This window comes from Pseudomonas sp. ASL8, assembly GCF_056680355.1.
The window spans coordinates 882,493-900,000 of record NZ_CM155278.1 but is presented as its reverse complement, the minus strand read 5'-3'; the positions used below and the strand labels follow the sequence as shown (position 1 = coordinate 900,000).

Here is a 17,508-nt window from a genome sequence, read left to right as displayed (position 1 = left end):
ACCGGTCGGAAATCGGTCGTAGAGTATAAAGGCAAAAGCGCGCTTGACTGCGAGACAGACACGTCGAGCAGGTACGAAAGTAGGTCTTAGTGATCCGGTGGTTCTGTATGGAAGGGCCATCGCTCAACGGATAAAAGGTACTCCGGGGATAACAGGCTGATACCGCCCAAGAGTTCATATCGACGGCGGTGTTTGGCACCTCGATGTCGGCTCATCACATCCTGGGGCTGAAGCCGGTCCCAAGGGTATGGCTGTTCGCCATTTAAAGTGGTACGCGAGCTGGGTTTAGAACGTCGTGAGACAGTTCGGTCCCTATCTGCCGTGGACGTTTGAGATTTGAGAGGGGCTGCTCCTAGTACGAGAGGACCGGAGTGGACGAACCTCTGGTGTTCCGGTTGTCACGCCAGTGGCATTGCCGGGTAGCTACGTTCGGAATAGATAACCGCTGAAAGCATCTAAGCGGGAAACTAGCCTCAAGATGAGATCTCACTGGGACCTTGAGTCCCCTGAAGGGCCGTCGAAGACTACGACGTTGATAGGTTGGGTGTGTAAGCGCTGTGAGGCGTTGAGCTAACCAATACTAATTGCCCGTGAGGCTTGACCATATAACACCCAAGCAATTTGCGTCGAAAGAGCAGATTGCGGTGTGTGAAGACGACACAAACCGAAAATTGGCAACAGCCCACAAATCTATCACATCCCCATTCGCTGGCACGTTACGTAAGTAACGGTCTGGCTACCGAATTTCTTGACGACCATAGAGCATTGGAACCACCTGATCCCATCCCGAACTCAGCAGTGAAACGATGCATCGCCGATGGTAGTGTGGGGTTTCCCCATGTGAGAGTAGGTCATCGTCAAGATTAAATTCCGAAACCCCTGTCTGCTTATGCAGACAGGGGTTTTGTTTGTGCGCAGGGAAAAGTCCGATCAGGTGGCAATCCTGCTCGCTTGCCCTTAAGGTTCTGCCATCAGTTTTTCATTCAATTCATGAGCCGTCTGCGCGAAACTCGATGACGGTATCAGTCAAGGAAGCAGCTATGCCGGTTACACCAACGCTCAGTGCTGGATTCATGGTGGTTCATGGCAACCGACTGGATGAGTTGCGCAGCCTTGTCGTTTCCTGGATGCGGCGTTATCCGCTGGCGCCCCTGGAGAATGAGATTGCGTTGGTGCAAAGCAACGGCATCGCTCAATGGTTGAAACTGGCTCTGGCTGAGGACTCTCAAGACGACGATCAGGGTGGATGCGGAATCGCAGCCGCAGTGGATGTGCAACTCCCCGGCAGTTTCATGTGGCAGCTGTACCGAGTGGTGTTGGGACGTGATGAAATTCCAGCGACTTCGCTGTTGGACAAGGCCCCTCTTACCTGGCGTTTGATGCGCCTGCTTCCTGCGCTGATTGACCAGCCACATTTCGAACCGTTGCAACGCTTCCTGACTAACGACACCGATCTGCGCAAGCGTTACCAGCTCTCTGAAAGGCTCGCGGACCTGTTTGACCAATACCAGGTGTACCGGGCTGACTGGCTCGAAGACTGGGCGGCGGGTCGTCATCAATTGCGCAATGGCCGAGGTGAAAGCAAGGCTCTGACCCCGGCCAATTGCTGGCAGGCAGAGTTGTGGCGCGCGCTACTGCTGGACGTCGGCGTCGAAGACATGGCGCAAAGCCGCGCAGGCGTTCACCAGCGTTTTATCGAGCGCATCAACAGCCTGACCGAGGCACCTGAAGGCCTGCCTTCTAGGGTCATTGTGTTTGGCATCTCTTCGCTACCGGCACAAGCGCTCGAAGCCTTGGCCGGTCTGGCGAAATTCAGTCAGGTGCTGCTCTGTGTGCACAACCCGTGTCGGCACCATTGGGCGGACATCGTCGCCGATAAAGACCTATTACGGCATCAATATAAGCGTCAGGCGCGTAAAGCCGGAATGCCCGTCGTGCTGGACCCCGAAGCGCTGCACCAGCATGCACATCCGCTGCTCGCCGCGTGGGGCAAACAAGGTCGTGACTACATCAATTTGCTGGACAGTTATGACGAGCCCAACAGCTACCGGGCAGCGTTCAGGGACGGACGTATCGATCTGTTCAGTGAGAGCGAACCTCGCACGATACTGAACCAGCTTCAGGACGACATTCTCGAGCTGCGCCCACTCAGCGAGACCCGCGATCTGTGGCCTGCGGTCGACTCTGGTAAAGACCGTTCGATCCGTTTCCATGTAGCGCACAGCGCGCAGCGGGAGGTGGAAATCCTTCACGATCAATTACTCGCCCGTTTCAGCGCTGACCCGGATCTGCGCCCGCGCGATGTGATCGTCATGGTCCCCGACATTGATAGCTACGCCCCGCACATCCGTGCCGTGTTCGGCCAGCTCGAGCGTGATGATCGGCGCTTCATTCCGTTCACTCTGGCGGACCAAGGCCAGCGCGGCCGTGAACCGCTGCTGATTGCAGTCGAACATCTGCTGAAGATCCCGGACAGTCGATTCCCGGTCAGTGAAATCCTTGATCTGCTGGACGTCCCGGCGCTACGTGCGCGGTTTGGCGTTGAAGAGCGTGACCTTGCGACGCTGCATCGCTGGATTGAAGGTGCTGGTGTTCGTTGGGGCTTGAACGCCAAGCAGCGCGCGGGCCTGGGTTTGCCTGATGAGCTGGAGCAGAACAGTTGGCATTTTGGCCTGCGTCGCATGCTGCTGGGCTACGCCGTCGGGGCGGGCGCTTCCTGTGACGGCATTGAACCGTATGACGAAATTGGCGGGCTTGATGCCGCGCTGATTGGCCCTCTGGTCTCACTGATCGATGCCCTCCAGGTCGCTCATAGTGAGCTCTCGCTCCCGGCGACGCCCCAGGTGTGGGGAGCGCGCCTGCAAGCCTTGGTGCAAGTGTTCTTCGCGGCCGACAGTGAGCATGACGACTACCTGCTCGGCCAACTCGAGCAGTTGCGTGAAACCTGGCTGGACACCTGTGAATCGGTAGGTCTGCTCGACGAACTTCCCCTGACTGTCGTACGCGAAGCCTGGTTGGCCGGTCTTGACCAAGGGCGTTTATCGCAGCGCTTTCTGGCGGGCTCGGTTAACTTCTGCACCCTGATGCCCATGCGTGCAATCCCCTTCAAACTGGTCTGCTTGCTGGGCATGAATGATGGCGATTACCCACGAGCACAGCCGCCGCTGGACTTCGATTTGATGGGCAGCGACTACCGTCCTGGCGACCGCTCCCGGCGTGAAGATGACCGGTACTTACTGCTTGAAGCGCTGCTCTCCGCACGTGATCAGCTGTACATCAGCTGGGTCGGGCGCAGCATCCGCGACAACAGCGAGCGTCCGGCGTCGGTGCTGATTGGTCAGCTTCGCGATCATCTCGCCAGCGGTTGGAAGCCGGTCGGTGCGGTAGCGCCAGAAGACGCGGAGAAACGTAATCCCGGGGAGCAGTTGCTACACAAGCTGACCCTCGAACACCCTTTGCAACCGTTCAGCGCACAGTATTTCCATGACGGCAGCGGTTTCTTCAGCTTCGCTCGCGAATGGCAGATGCTGCATGAGTCGAACATCCCGGTGGCTGACGCGCCTGCACTGTCCGAGCATCAGCAGGAGGAGCCGCTCAGCCTTGCGCAACTACAAGATTTTTTGCGTAACCCGGTCCGGCACTTCTTCAGCCAGCGTTTGAAGATTTTCTTCGAAGTGGCCGAAGCGCCTCTCGCGGATGAAGAACCCTTCGTGCTGGATGCCCTTGAGCGCTACAGCCTGAGCGAAAGCCTGCTTGAAGCGGCATTGGCTCGACCCGATCAGATCGACGACGCCTTGCTGTCCCAGGCCCGACGGCTGCAAGGCAGTGGGTTGCTGCCCATGGCCGGTTTCGGCGCGAGCCTGCAAGAGGAACTGATCGAGCCATTACCTGACCTGCTCCAGCGTTATCAAGACCTGCTGCGCCAGTGGCCCGAACCGCTTAACAGTGCATTGCCTGTCAGCTTTGCTCACCAGCAGGTGAGTCTGGACGGCTGGCTCAGCGGGCTGCATAAAAACAGCAGCGGTGGGTTGTTGGCCGTGACCGCCATTCCGAACGCCATTGGCTCGAAGAAAACCCGCAAGTGGCATCGATTGACCCGGCCCTGGGTGATTCACTTGGTGGCCTGCGCTTGTGGTCTACCGTTGAGCACGGCGTTGGTCGCCAGCGATGAAACCCTGTTGCTGGACCCGCTGGAAAAAGACGCCGCAGCGATAGCGCTTAATCATCTGTTGATGGCCTGGCAAACCGGAATGCAGCGACCACTGCCCGTGGCCGTAAAAACCGCGTTTGCCTGGCTCGGCCAGAGTGACGAAGCGAAGGCAGAGGCAGCAGCCTGCAAGGCGTATGAAGGTGATGGCCAGACCACCAATGGTGAGCGTCGTGAAAGCACGGCGTTGGCCCGTCAGTTCCCGGATTTTGCTGCACTGATCGACAGCGAAGAATTTGTGGGTTGGTGTGACGCGTTGTATCGACCGCTGTTTGAAGCCCCTTGGCAATCCCTGTCCACGGCGGAGGCCAGCGCATGAACCTCAATCAAACAGAACAGCCGACTCAACAACAGACAGCATCCCTGGCCCTGCGCTTCCCCCTTCACGGCAGCCAACTGATCGAGGCCAGCGCCGGCACCGGCAAGACCTTCACCATTTCTGCGTTGTACCTGCGCCTGGTCCTCGGCCATGGCGGCGAATCGGGTTTCGGCCGCGAGTTACTGCCGCCGCAAATCCTGGTGGTGACCTTCACCGATGCAGCCACCAAAGAACTGCGCGACCGTATTCGCACTCGGTTGGCGGAAGCTGCACGGTTCTTTCGTGATGAGATGGCTGCACCCGATGATCTGATCGCTGAGTTACGCGATCAGTACAGCGCCGAGCAATGGCCTGCGTGCGCCAATCGCCTGGATATTGCCGCGCAGTGGATGGATGAGGCTGCGGTGTCGACTATCCACAGTTGGTGTCAGCGCATGCTACGCGAGCACGCCTTCGACAGTGGCAGCCTGTTCACCCAAACCCTGGAAACCGATCACAGCGAATTGCTCAGTGAAGTGCTTCGCGATTACTGGCGGCGGTTTTGTTACCCCATGAACGGTGATGCGCTGCAGTGGGTGCGCGCCCATTGGGGCAGCCCGGCGGCATTGCTGCCGAGGGTCCGGGCCCTGTTCGGTAACGCCAGCGACGGCGATAGAGGCAATACAACCCAAGAGCCTGCCGAGCTGATCGCGGCGACATTGCAGCAACGTCGCGAAGCGTTGCAGGCCCTGAAAGCCCCTTGGGTCGATTGGGCTGCCGAGCTGCAGGTGATGTGTATTGACGCGGTTACGCGCAAGGCCGTCGATGGGCGCAAGATGCAGGAGCGCTATTTCAAACCCTGGTTCGAAAAACTCACCGCGTGGGCGACGGACGAGGATCAGGAAGAACTCGATCTGGGCACTGGCTTCACTCGCCTTACGCCCGATGGCTTTGCCGAAGCGTGGAAGGGCGACGCACCATCGCACCCGGCGCTCGACGCGATGCTCGAACTCAAGGCCAGTCTCGACACCTTACCCACGCCCGATGCTGCCGTGCTTGAACACGCCGCGCAATGGGTGGGCGCGCGCTTCGAAGAAGAGAAACGTCGGCGAGCAGAGATGGGTTTCGATGACATGCTGCTCAGGCTCGATGCGGCATTGGGCAGCGCTGGGGGCGAGCGTCTGGCGACCTTGATTCGTGAACAGTTCCCCGTGGCGCTGATCGATGAGTTCCAGGACACCGACCCCGTGCAGTACCGGATTTTCGAGCGCATCTACCGACTCGAAGAGAACAGCCGCGAGACCGGCCTCTTCCTCATAGGCGATCCCAAGCAGGCGATCTACGCGTTCCGTGGCGCTGACATCTACACCTACCTGCGCGCGCGCTCGGCCACCACTGGGCGCTGGCACACGTTGGATAAAAACTTTCGCTCCAGCCACGCCATGGTCGAGGCCGTCAATCATGTATTCGGGCGCGCCGAGCAACGTGAGCAAGGGCGCGGCGCCTTCCTGTTCCGTGACGGCGATGACAATCAGGTGCCGTTCGGACCTGCCAAATCCCAAGGGCGCAAAGCGCTGTTTCAGGTTAATGGCCAAGCGCCCGCTGCGCTGAATGTCTGGCAGCTGGAAAGCGATCAGCCGGTCTCCGGTGCGACCTATCGACAACAGCTGGCCGCCAGTTGCGCCAGCGAAATTGTGCGCCTGCTCAATGAAGGCCAGCAAGGTCACACCGGGTTCGTTCTGCCGGGTAAAGCGCTGTGCGGTTTACTGCCCGCCGATATCGCGATCCTGGTGCGGGACGGTAAAGAGGCGCAGGCCGTGCGCGGCGAGCTGTCGGCCCGTGGTGTGCGCAGTGTTTATCTGTCGGACAAGGATTCGGTGTTCGCCGCCCAGGAAGCCCACGACGTGCTGAGCTGGCTCAAAGCCTGCGCCGAACCGGATTCGGAGCGCACCCTGCGCGCCGCCTTGGCCTGCATCACTCTGAACCTGTCACTGGCCGAGCTTGAGCGTCTGAATCAGGACGAATTGGCGTGGGAAGCGCGCGTCATGCAGTTCCGCGGTTATCGTGCAATCTGGCGCAGCCAGGGCGTGCTGCCGATGCTGCGGCGCTTGCTGCACGACTTCCAATTGCCGCAGGCGCTGATCAGCCGCAACGACGGCGAGCGCGTGCTGACCAACTTGCTGCACCTGTCTGAACTGCTGCAACAAGCCGCTGCCGAACTGGACGGCGAACAAGCGCTGATTCGCCATCTAGGCGAGCATCTGGCGTTGTCCGGTCAGGCGGGTGAAGAACAGATCCTGCGCCTGGAAAGCGATGAACAACTGGTCAAAGTGGTGACCATCCACAAGTCCAAAGGCCTGCAATACCCATTGGTGTTCCTGCCGTTCATCTGCTCCTCAAAACCGGTGGATGGCAGCCGCTTGCCGTTGCATTTTCATGATGCGGACGGAAGGGCACAGATCAGTCTCAAGCCCACGGCAGCCTTGATCGAACAAGCGGATAACGAACGTCTCGCAGAAGATTTACGCCTGCTCTACGTCGCCCTCACACGGGCAGAGTCCATCTGCTGGTTGGGCGTGGCGGACCTCAAACGCGGCAACGCCAACAGCTCAATACTGCACCGCTCTGCGCTGGGCTATCTGCTGGGTGGCGGGGCGCCGCTGACCGAATCCGCGGGGCTGAGCCAATGGCTGCAACACCTAAAAGCCGACTGCACGGCCGTCAACGTCGAAGCCCTGCCCGAGCCGACCACCGCCTCATTCAGTCCGCCGCGCAACGAAGCCGTATTGCTTAAACCACGCCTGCCAAAACGCCGCGCCGCCGAAAACTGGTGGATTGCCTCTTACAGCGCCTTGCGTATTGGCGACACACTCACCGCAGGCAGCGACGAATCCCCGGACAGCCCGCAGGCGCAAAAACTGTTCGACGACGAACGACTCGATCCCGACGCACCCCGCGAGGTGCTGGTCAGTGGTGGCGACATCCATCGGTTTCCGCGCGGGCCTAATCCTGGGACCTTTTTGCATGGCTTGCTGGAATGGGCCGGGCGTGAAGGTTTTGCCGCAGCGGCAGCCGACCCGGTCAAACTGGAAAAAGCCATCGGCAGCCGCTGCAATCGGCGTGGCTGGCAAGGCTGGATTCCGACGCTCACTGACTGGATGACGCACCTGCTCAATCTGCCGTTGCGTCTGGCGGCGGATGATCAGCCTATGTCGCTGGGGCAGTTGGGTCAGTATCAGGTCGAAATGGAATTCTGGTTTGCCTGTCACAAGGTCGACGTGGCACGGATGGATACGCTGGTTCGGCGTTACACCCATGACGGCGCGCCGCGAGCTCCGGCGGAAGCTGCGTCGCTCAATGGCATGTTCAAAGGGTTTATCGACCTGACGTTCGAGCACCAGGGCCGTTATTACGTGGCTGACTACAAGTCCAACTGGCTGGGCGTTGATGAAGAGGCTTACACCGAGCAAGCGATGACCGCCTCGATTCTGGACAACCGTTACGACCTGCAATACGTGCTGTATCTGTTGGCCCTGCACCGCCAGCTCAAGGCGCGTCTGGCTGACTACGATTACGACCGGCACATGGGCGGCGCGCTGTACCTGTTCCTGCGCGGCACCCGTGCGCCGAGTCAAGGTGCTTACTTCACCCGTCCGCCGCGTGAGCTGATCGAGCGTCTTGATCTACTGTTTCAAGGCAAGTCATTGCCCCAGGAAGATGTGCTGTCAGGAGAGTCCGCATGAGTCGTTCATTCGCTGAACTGTTGCCCACACCGTTGGATGCACAAAGCCTGGCCGAGTTGACGCCACTGAGTCGTGTCGACGACCTGCTGCTGTTGCTCGAGCGTTGGGTCGAGCGTGGCTGGCTGCGGGCGCTGGATCGGGCCTTTGTCGCGTTCCTCAGCGAGCTGGACCCGCAGGCGGATTCGCTGGTGCTGCTGGCGGCGGCGTTGACCAGCCATCAACTGGGTCATGGGCATGTCTGCCTGGACCTGTATGAAACATTGAAAGAGCCGGACTTCGCCCTGTCGCTCCCACCTGAGGGCGATGTGCAGGCTGGCCCGATGTTGCTGCCCTCGCAATTGCTGGTGGCGCTGGACGGTGGCGCCTGGTGTCAGGCGTTGGCTGGTAGTGCCTTGGTGGCGCAGGCCGATGATCACAGCGATGCTGCGGCGCACAAGCCATTGGTGCTGTCGGGTCGGCGTCTGTATTTACGCCGTTACTGGCACTACGAAAGACGTATCGCCGCCGCATTGCGTCAGCGTCTGGCGCAACAGGAAGCCGCGCCCACAGATTTGGCGCAACGACTCGATGCGTTATTCGGCAAGGCCAATCCGGCCCCCGATGCGCTGATCGACTGGCAAAAACTGGCGTGCGCGCTGGCGACACGCGGGGCTTTCAGCATCATCACGGGTGGCCCTGGTACCGGTAAAACCACGACGGTGGTGCGGCTGTTGGCGTTGTTGCAGGCGCCTGCCGTGGAGAGTGGCCAGCCGTTGCGCATTCGTCTGGCGGCACCCACCGGTAAAGCGGCTGCGCGGTTGACCGAGTCCATCAGTCATCAAGTGCAGTCCCTTGAAGTGGCTGAAAACGTGCGGCAAAAAATCCCCAGCGACGTGACCACCGTGCACCGTCTGCTGGGCAGCCGTCCGGGCACCCGTCATTTCCGCCATCACGCAGGTAATCCGCTGCCGCTGGACGTGTTGGTGGTCGATGAAGCTTCCATGATTGACCTGGAAATGATGGCCAATCTACTGGCTGCGTTGCCGGCTCATGCACGCCTGATTTTGCTCGGGGACAAAGATCAGTTGGCCTCGGTGGAAGCTGGCGCGGTGCTGGGTGATTTGTGTCGCGATGCCGAAGCGGGCCTCTACAGCCCGCAAACCCAGGCCTGGCTGCAAGCGGTCAGCGGCGAAGACCTGGGCAAAGGCGGATTGCAGCAAGGTGACGCAATGCAGTTCCCGTTGGCCCAACAAGTGGTGATGCTGCGCCATTCCCGGCGTTTCGTGCAGGGCAGCGGTATCGGCCAATTGGCCCGGCTGGTCAATCAACAACAGGCCGAAGACGCACGGGCATTGCTTGCCGCGCGCAGCCACAGCGACCTGTTTTCACTTGCGCTCAAGGGTGAACAGGACCGCTCTCTGGAGCGCTTGCTGCTAGAGGGGTTGGGGCAGGGCACCGAAGGCCCGCAAGGTTATCGGCATTATCTGGGTGTGCTGGCCGATCAGCGTCCTGCCGAAGGGGCCGCGCTTGAAGACCCATGCTGGACACTCTGGGCGCGTTCGGTGCTGGAAGCGTTTGATTCGTTCCAGTTGCTGTGTGCCGTGCGAAAAGGCCCGTGGGGTGTTGAAGGGCTGAATCAACGGATCACTCAGGCGCTGTTCAACGCGAACCTGATCGAAAGCGATCAGCACTGGTATGAAGGTCGTCCGGTACTGATGACGCGCAACGATTACGGGTTGGGCTTGATGAACGGCGACATCGGCATCGCCCTGCGCTTGCCCGAACGCAGCGGGCCAGAGGCGGGACGCCAGGTGCTGCGTGTCGCGTTTCCGCGCAATGACGGCAACGGCGGCGTACGGTTTGTGCTGCCCAGCCGGCTCAACGACGTTGAAACCGTGTACGCGATGACCGTACACAAATCCCAAGGCTCGGAGTTCGCCCACACCGCGCTGATCCTGCCTGAATCCTTGAATCCGGTGCTGACCAAAGAGCTGATCTACACCGGCATCACGCGGGCCAAGCACTGGTTCAGCCTGATCGAGCCGCGCCAGGGTATTTTCGACGAGGCGCTCAGGCGCAAGGTCAAGCGCCTGAGCGGCTTGATGCTGGGGTTATAGCGGATGTAACCCCATAAACCGCCTGACCCGCTCACCCGCGTCATGCGCCCTGATCACTTGGGGCGTGGCGTCGACCTGGATGAGCCCGTCCTCCATGAAAATGACACGGTCGGAAATCGACAGGGCAAAGTCCATTTCGTGGGTGACGATGAGCATGGTCATGCCCTCTTTGGCCAGGTCGCGAATCACGTTCAGCACGTCGCCCACCAACTCTGGATCCAGGGCGGAGGTGGGTTCGTCGAACAGCATGATCTGTGGGTCCATCGCCAGGGCGCGAGCAATGGCGACGCGCTGTTGCTGACCGCCAGACAGCTGATGCGGGTATTTGTGGGCGTGGGCCAGCAGGCCGACTTTGTCCAGGAGCGCATAGGCGCGTTGTTCGCTCGGTTGCTGTTCGCGGCCGTGGTAGATCGGTGCGAGGGTGATGTTGTCGACGATGGTGCGGTGCGGGAACAGGTTGAAACTCTGGAAAACCATGCCGATGCGTTGCACGCCGTAGCGGACCTGAGCACTGTTGAGGTTGTCACCGGCATGGATGAAGCTTTCGCCGAACAGAATGATCTCGCCCTGATCAATACTTTCCAGGCTGTTGATGGTGCGGATCAGTGAGGTCTTGCCCGAGCCGGACGGGCCGATGATGGAAATCACCTGGCCGGCGTTCACGTCCAGATCGATGCCTTTGAGCACGTCATGCTGGCCATAACTTTTGTGGATGTTATGCAGCTGTAGCGCGGGCGCGGCACCGATGCCGTTTTGCGTGCGGACGACGCTGGATGTCGGTATCAGGCTGGCGCGTAATTGGGCAACGCCAGCCGTATCGAGGGTTTGCGGCGTGCGATTGTTCAACTCCAGATGTTGCTCAAGACGCTGCAGTAACCAGCCGAACAAGCTGACGATCAACACGTAGTACACCGCCACGGCTGACAGGGTTTCCATCACCAGAAAGTTCTGCGCGTAGAGGCGCTGGCCGACGGTCAGCAGCTCGGTCAGCGAGATGACCGAGACCAGTGACGTCAGTTTGACCACGGTGATGTATTCGTTGATCAAGGTTGGCAGGGAAATCCGGAAAGCTTGCGGGATCACGATCAGCCGTTGCATGCCTATCAGACCGATACCCAGTGCCCGCCCGGCTTCCTTCTGCCCTTTGGCGACTGAAATCAGGCCGCCGCGATGAATCTCCGCCATGTACGCCGCTTCGGTTACCACCAAGGCGAACAAGCCGGAATAGAAGGGGTTGGACAACACTTCGCGGGTGAACGGAAACAGTTGGGGCAGGTTGTAGACGAACACCACCAACACCAGCAGCGGGATGCTGCGAAAGAACCAGATATAAATCGACGCGGGCACACTCAGCCAGCGTGAGGTCGAGAGTTTGGCCGAGGCCAGCAGAAAACCGAGCAGCATGCCGATGAACCAGGCCAGGGCACTGAGTTCGATCACCGTGATGCAGGCTTCCCAGAAATCCGACACGGAGAACAGAGAAAAAAAGTACGACCATTCAAATTGCATGTACACCTCAAGCTGCCGGCCTCGCAGGGGGCCGGCAGGTCAAACGGGAAAAAATCAGTGGGTGGGTTCTTCTAGGTTGTATTTCTTCAGCAGGGTCGCGTATTCGCCGCTTTTCTTGCTGTCGTCGAAGGCTTTAAGCAACGCCTGATACAGCGCTTCGTTACCTTTTTTGACGAAGATGCCCAGGGTTTGTTGATAGATGGAATGCTCGGTGCTGACCACCACACGGCCTTTGGTGCGCTCGGCGATCATGCCGGCCGCGCCATCGATTTCAACCTGGGTCTGGACGTTGCCGGACAGCAGCGCCTGGGTCACTTCCGGTGCTGACGGAAATTCGCTGACCGCGATAGCGCCTTTATTGTTCGGCACACAGTAGTCAGTGGACAGCTTGTTGAACTGCGCCACCCAGGTCGTGCCTTTTTCCAGGCCGACTTTCAGGCCGCACAGGTCTTCCGGGGTTTTCGGTTTCAGCGGGCTGTCCTTGAGCACCATGATCGCAGCGCCGGTTTTGGCATAGGGGATGGTCTGGGCCTGGGTTTGGCGCTCAGGGGTGATGTACATCCCGGAAATAATCGCATCGTAGTGGCCCGAGTTGAGGCCGAGGATCAGGCTCGGAAACTTGGTGTCGACGAATTCGGTCTTGAGGTCCATGTGCCTGGCCAGCAGTTGGGACAGCTCGGGGTCGGAGCCGACCACATTCTTGTCCTTGTCATAGGATTCGAACGGCGGGTAAGTAATCTCCATGCCGACCTTGAACTGCCCCGGCGTCACCGTTGTAGCGGCGTGGGCCAGCGTGGCGCCAAACACAGCGGCGGCAAGCACGGTCAAGCGGACAGCGGTGTTGTTTTTGTTGCGCATCGTCGGTGACTCCACAGTAGAAAAAAGGCGACATGGGTTAACGGGATCGTGACAGGACTGCATTCAGGGAGCGTCCGGGGTCTGGTTTTTCAGGTGCCCGAAGCTCGACGGTTTGCGGGCTTTTTCCGGCAGTGCTATCTCGCCGTTTTCTACCCGTTTGCGTAGGTATTGGTAGGTCTGCAGGGCCTGGCCGAACATGTGTTCACCGATGGCGATTTCCTCGTAGTCTTTGCCGGCCTGAGCGAAGCTGGGCAGCGGCTTGATCTGGGTGTGGAAGTCGCAGGCGTAGAACAGCGGGAAGGCGTAACGCTCCTCACTTACCGTTCTGACACGATGAGCCGTAGCAACGAACGTACCAGCGGTCATGACCTCGAGCATGTCGCCGATGTTGACCACAAAGGCGCCCTCAATGGGCGGCGCATCAATCCACAGGCCCTGATCGTTCATGACTTCCAGACCCGGCTTGTCGGCAAGCAATATTGTGAAGCACTCGTAATCGGTGTGCGCACCAATACCGGGCGCGTCCTGCGCGGCGTCGTCGAACGGGTAATGGATCAGCCGCAGCTTGGACGGTGGGCGCGTGACCATCGCGTCGAAGTAGTCTTCTTCCAGGCCCAATGCCAGGGCGAAGCCCCCGAACAGCCTGCGGCCGAGCGCGAAAATTGCGGCGTAATAGGCTTGCACCGACGCTTTGAAACCGGGCAGCAGCGGCCACTCGTTGGGCCCCAGCAGCGGCGTATTGGCCAGCACCAACGGGTCATCGGCGGGTACTTCGAAGCCGATGTCGAAGGCTTCTTTATGGTCGGGCTTGCCCTTGGCGTAAACCTCTTCACCTTCGGGCACGAAGCCTTTATGGGTCTTTGAGGTGCCAATGTAGTGCTGCATCTTGGTGTTGAAGGGCTGGTCGAAAAAATCCTTGGCCGCTTGATACAGGCCGGTGATCAGTTGCGCGTCGATGCCGTGGTTCTTGATGTACAGGAAACCGACCTCGCGGGCGGCGGCACCTAGCGCTGCGGCGACGGCCTGACGCTGGGCGAGGTCGGCGCTGAACAATCCGGCAATGTCCACCACGGGAATGCTGCTGAAGTTGGCCGCGACCCAGGGTGCCGTGGTTTGGGAGAGATCAGGCATAACGAAAACGCTCCTTCAAAGACAAGTCGATTGAGTGAAACGCTGGAAGTGCTCGCGCTCGGTCTGGCCCATCCACACGTTCAGCGACCACAGATCGGCCACGGGTACGTTGGTGAAGGGCAGGTGATGCAAGTAACCGTCGGCGCCGAATTCCGGGGTCAAGGTACTGACCGGATAGCCACGTTTTTTTTGCGAACGCCAGATCGCTTCCCAATGCTGCTGATGGAAGGCCAGCTCTTTGGCGTATTCCGGCGCGGCCGGGTGCGGAACCTGTGGGCCCTGGTCATAGCCGACCCGGGCTTGAATGTGATGCACGCGATCGACGAACGTGCGGAGGTCGTCTTCTGGGTCGTTGAGCAGGCGCTCGCAGGTAACGATCCAATGGCTGATGTCGCTGGTGAACAACAGATCAGGCAGTTGGCGGATCAGTTCAAGGGTGATCCATGGATTGAACAACGAGCGCGAGCGATGGGTTTCGAAGCTGCACACTTGACCGTGTTTGCGTGCCAGCTCCAGCGCCTGACCGAAAAAGTCGACCTGCTGCGGCAACTGCCAGCGGTCGTTGCCGGCGAGCACATTGACGAAGCGCGGCGACAGTTCGGCGGCCCAGGCGAGTTTTTTGTCCAGGTCGACCAGGTGTTCAGCGACCGGTGCAGCCTGCTCGGGCAAGACGTTGTAGGCGGTGAAAACGGTGCTGATATAGCCGAGTTGGTTGGCCCTTAGAAACGCCGAGAATTCTGCACGCTCGCTGGCTTCCAGCGGCAGACGCGCTTCCATACCGTCGAAACCAGCGTCCAGCAGCTCTTCCAGCGCCTGGGTTTTGCTCGCGGTATAGCCCCAGAGTGTGCGGAAAATATCCAGTTTCATCGACGACCTCAAAGATTCCTCGGGCTACGGCACAGCGCGACGACGGCATAAGCCGGGTCGGCAACGATGGGCAGTAGCGAAGGGGTAATCTTTGGGCCGAATCTCTGGGTATCCGGTCCCTTGGTGGGATAGATCTTAGGGGCGGCGCGGGCGCGGGAAGAATAGGAAAGCTCAAATCCATAGTTCAGAGATTTCTAAACTATCTGGACACAGACCAACTGTAGGAGTGGGCTTGCCCGCGATCGACCGCGACCCGGGCTTATCGCGGGCAAGCCCGCTCCTACATGGGGTTACTGTTCATCCGGCTGATCCGCAAACAACATTTCCTTCGTTTCACCCAGCAAAAGCTGGCTGTTTTTCTCGGTCACCGTCCGGATGTAATCCCACAACAAGGTAATCCGCTTGAGCTTGCGCAGGTCTTCGCGGCAGTACATCCAGAACTGTCTTGTGATCTTCACTTCGCTCTCCAGCACCGGCAGCAAGCGCGGGTCTTGTGCTGCCAGGAAGCACGGCAGGATCGCCAGTGACCGGCCCTGCAGCGCCGCTACGTACTGGGCAATGACGCTTGTGCTGCGCAGATGCGCGTTGGCGCCAGGGAGTAGGTTGCTTAGATAAAGCAGCTCCGAGCTGAAGGCCAGGTCGTCGACGTAACTGATGAACTGATGGTCAGCCAGGTCCGCGCTGCGCCGGATCGGTGGATGGCGGTCGAGGTATTCCTGGGTGGCGTATAGCCGCAGGCTGTAGTCGCACAACTTGCAGCAGACATACGGCCCATGTTCGGGGCGCTCCAGGGCAATGACGATGTCGGCTTCGCGCTTGGACAGGCTGATGAAGTGCGGCAGCGGCAGGATATCCACCGAAATAGCCGGGTAAGCGTCGAGAAAGTGCGTCAGCTGTGGTGTGATGAAAAAGCTGCCAAACCCTTCGGTGCAACCCATGCGTACATGGCCGGACAAGGCCACTCCCGACCCGGACACCTGCTCACAGGCCAGGTGCAGCGTGCTTTCGATCGACTCGGCATAACCGAGCAAGCGCTGGCCTTCGGGCGTCAGGATAAAACCGGTAGTGCGCGATTTCTCGAACAGTAATGTTCCCAACGATCCTTCCAGCGAATTGATCCGTCGGGACACCGTCGTGTAGTCCACCGCCAGGCGCTTGGCCGCGGTGCTGGCTTTGCGGGTGCGGGCGACCTCAAGGAAAAACTTCAGGTCGTCCCAATTGAGGAGGTTCAAGGAGGTGATGTTTTTTTGCATATTGATCCGGCTTTTATGAGCGTTCTTATTAGAAGTTTGCACATCTATACTCCAAAACACGCCCATGACCAACTTCTTGATCAGCGGTTCAGGAGCAAGACCCGCAAGGTCGCGAGCCACATCCCAGGCAACACCCACATGCCATAACACCCTGCACAAAAATAATAAGCGGAGGAGTTTATGAAGAACGCTACAACGGCGGACGCTGGCGCACTCGGTGCCAACCCTGCGAAAAAGGCCAAACCCTATCGGCTTGCCGGTATGGCGAGCATGGCCGGTACGACCATCGAGTGGTACGACTTTTTCCTCTACGGCACGGCTGCCGCGCTCATCTTCAACAAGATTTTCTTTCCCGCCCTGGACCCGATCACCGGCGTGTTGGCAGCCTTCGCTACCTATGCCGTGGGCTTTCTCGGCCGGCCATTGGGCGGTGTGATTTTCGGCCACTTCGGTGACCGTATCGGGCGTAAGTCGATGCTGTTGCTGACGCTGCTGATGATGGGGATACCGACCATCATCATCGGCCTGATCCCCACCTATGATCAGATCGGCTAATGGGCCGCGTTGATTCTGGTGGTCATGCGCTTCCTCCAGGGCATGGCGGTTGGCGGCGAGTGGGGCGGGGCGGTGTTGATGGCCGTTGAACATGCACCCGAAGGCAAGAAAGGCTTTTACGGTAGCTTGCCGCAAACCGGTGTGGGTGCCGGTCTGGTGTTGGCATCGCTGGCCATGGGCCTGGTTGCCAAATTGCCCGAAGCGGACATGCTCAGTTGGGGTTGGCGCCTGCCGTTCATCGCCAGCATCGTGCTGCTCGGCGTCGGCTGGGTGATTCGTCTGAAAGTTCCGGAATCACCGGACTTCGAAAAAATGAAAAAGCAGAACATTGCGGTCAAAATCCCGCTGTTTCAGGTGCTGCGCAATCATCCGCGCGAAACCCTGACCATCATCGGCGCCCGCACGGCAGAAAACGCCTGGTTCTATATGTCGGTGACGTTCGCCCTGGCCTACGCGGCCAACCAGTTGCAGATCCCGCGTGGCGACGTGCTTAACGCCATCACTGCTGGCGCGGCCCTGTCACTGATCACCATGCCACTGTGCGGGCACCTGTCCGACAAGGTTGGGCAACGTCGCTTGTACTTCGCCGGGCTGTTGCTGCTTTGCGCATTCGTCTACCCGTTCTTCGCCATGCTCGAAACCCGCGAGCCGCTGCTGGTCTGGTGGGCCATGGTACTGGCGGTCGGCGTGGTGTTTCCGATTCTGTATGCGCCTGAATCGCTGTTGTTCGCCCGGCAATTCCCGGCAGAAATTCGTTACAGCGGTATCTCGGTGTCGGTGCAACTGGCCGGCGTACTGGGGGGCGGTTTCGCGCCAATGATCGCCACCAAATTGTTGGCCTACGCTGATGGTAGCCCTCATTACGTCATCGTTTATCTGATCGGCATGGGCGTGGTGGCGTTGTTCTGCACCGCCCTGATGAAACCTGACCCGGCACGGCGCAGAACCTTATAGCCGCCGTTTGCTTTGACTTTTTTTGCCGCCCGCATCG

Annotated in this window: 8 protein-coding genes, 2 rRNA genes and 1 pseudogene (1 of these 11 only partly in view); 6 read left to right on the top strand and 5 right to left on the bottom strand. The window is 59.5% G+C overall.

What is annotated here, in order from left to right:
- The 5 genes from AC1MEA_RS04155 to recD all read left to right on the top strand — a co-directional run.
- Positions 1-605: ribosomal RNA gene (locus AC1MEA_RS04155) — 23S ribosomal RNA — on the top strand (it extends 2,286 nt beyond the left edge of the window).
- A gap of 142 nt (positions 606-747) precedes the next feature.
- Positions 748-863, top strand: a 5S ribosomal RNA gene (gene rrf / locus AC1MEA_RS04150).
- Between the two features lie 177 nt (positions 864-1,040).
- Positions 1,041-4,526: an exodeoxyribonuclease V subunit gamma gene (recC, locus tag AC1MEA_RS04145; RefSeq protein ID WP_480916846.1), complete on the top strand. Its 3,486-nt coding sequence runs from the start codon at positions 1,041-1,043 to the stop codon at positions 4,524-4,526.
- Positions 4,523-8,248 (top strand): exodeoxyribonuclease V subunit beta, encoded by a 3,726-nt coding sequence (recB, locus tag AC1MEA_RS04140; RefSeq protein ID WP_480916844.1) that lies wholly within the window; start codon positions 4,523-4,525, stop codon positions 8,246-8,248. Before recC ends, recB begins: the two co-directional genes overlap by 4 nt.
- Complete coding sequence (recD, locus tag AC1MEA_RS04135) at positions 8,245-10,344, top strand: exodeoxyribonuclease V subunit alpha (protein ID WP_480916842.1); 2,100 nt, start codon at positions 8,245-8,247, stop codon at positions 10,342-10,344. The genes recB and recD overlap by 4 nt, the downstream gene beginning before the upstream one ends.
- On the opposite strand, the gene AC1MEA_RS04130 is transcribed toward recD, so the two are convergent.
- The 5 genes from AC1MEA_RS04130 to AC1MEA_RS04110 form a co-directional block, all read right to left on the bottom strand.
- The gene (locus AC1MEA_RS04130; protein WP_480916840.1) at positions 10,339-11,853 is read right to left on the bottom strand and encodes an amino acid ABC transporter permease/ATP-binding protein; all 1,515 of its coding nucleotides are present in this window, start codon (positions 11,851-11,853) and stop codon (positions 10,339-10,341) included. The genes recD and AC1MEA_RS04130 overlap by 6 nt on opposite strands.
- Before the next feature lie 54 nt (positions 11,854-11,907).
- Positions 11,908-12,711 (bottom strand): ABC transporter substrate-binding protein, encoded by an 804-nt coding sequence (locus AC1MEA_RS04125; protein ID WP_480916838.1) that lies wholly within the window; start codon positions 12,709-12,711, stop codon positions 11,908-11,910.
- Positions 12,712-12,774: 63 nt separating this feature from the next.
- The gene (locus AC1MEA_RS04120) at positions 12,775-13,842 is read right to left on the bottom strand and encodes an isopenicillin N synthase family dioxygenase (RefSeq protein WP_480916836.1); all 1,068 of its coding nucleotides are present in this window, start codon (positions 13,840-13,842) and stop codon (positions 12,775-12,777) included.
- 15 nt (positions 13,843-13,857) lie between these two features.
- Positions 13,858-14,709, bottom strand: a complete 852-nt coding sequence (locus tag AC1MEA_RS04115; protein ID WP_480916835.1) for a sugar phosphate isomerase/epimerase family protein — start codon at positions 14,707-14,709, stop codon at positions 13,858-13,860.
- Positions 14,710-14,999: 290 nt separating this feature from the next.
- On the bottom strand, positions 15,000-15,962 hold the full coding sequence (locus tag AC1MEA_RS04110) for a LysR family transcriptional regulator (protein WP_449634897.1): 963 nt from the start codon (positions 15,960-15,962) through the stop codon (positions 15,000-15,002).
- 180 nt (positions 15,963-16,142) lie between these two features.
- On the opposite strand from AC1MEA_RS04110, the pseudogene AC1MEA_RS04105 reads away from it, so the two are divergent.
- Positions 16,143-17,471 (top strand): annotated as a pseudogene (locus AC1MEA_RS04105) (MFS transporter).
- The last annotated feature ends 37 nt before the right edge of the window (positions 17,472-17,508 follow it).

Coding starts and splice junctions, on each gene's coding strand:
- recC (WP_480916846.1), top strand. CDS start 1,041: ATGCCGGTTACACCAACGCTCAGTGCTGGATTCATGGTGGTTCATGGC.
- recB (WP_480916844.1), top strand. CDS start 4,523: ATGAACCTCAATCAAACAGAACAGCCGACTCAACAACAGACAGCATCC.
- recD (WP_480916842.1), top strand. CDS start 8,245: ATGAGTCGTTCATTCGCTGAACTGTTGCCCACACCGTTGGATGCACAA.
- AC1MEA_RS04130 (WP_480916840.1), bottom strand. CDS start 11,853: ATGCAATTTGAATGGTCGTACTTTTTTTCTCTGTTCTCCGTGTCGGAT.
- AC1MEA_RS04125 (WP_480916838.1), bottom strand. CDS start 12,711: ATGCGCAACAAAAACAACACCGCTGTCCGCTTGACCGTGCTTGCCGCC.
- AC1MEA_RS04120 (WP_480916836.1), bottom strand. CDS start 13,842: ATGCCTGATCTCTCCCAAACCACGGCACCCTGGGTCGCGGCCAACTTC.
- AC1MEA_RS04115 (WP_480916835.1), bottom strand. CDS start 14,709: ATGAAACTGGATATTTTCCGCACACTCTGGGGCTATACCGCGAGCAAA.
- AC1MEA_RS04110 (WP_449634897.1), bottom strand. CDS start 15,962: ATGCAAAAAAACATCACCTCCTTGAACCTCCTCAATTGGGACGACCTG.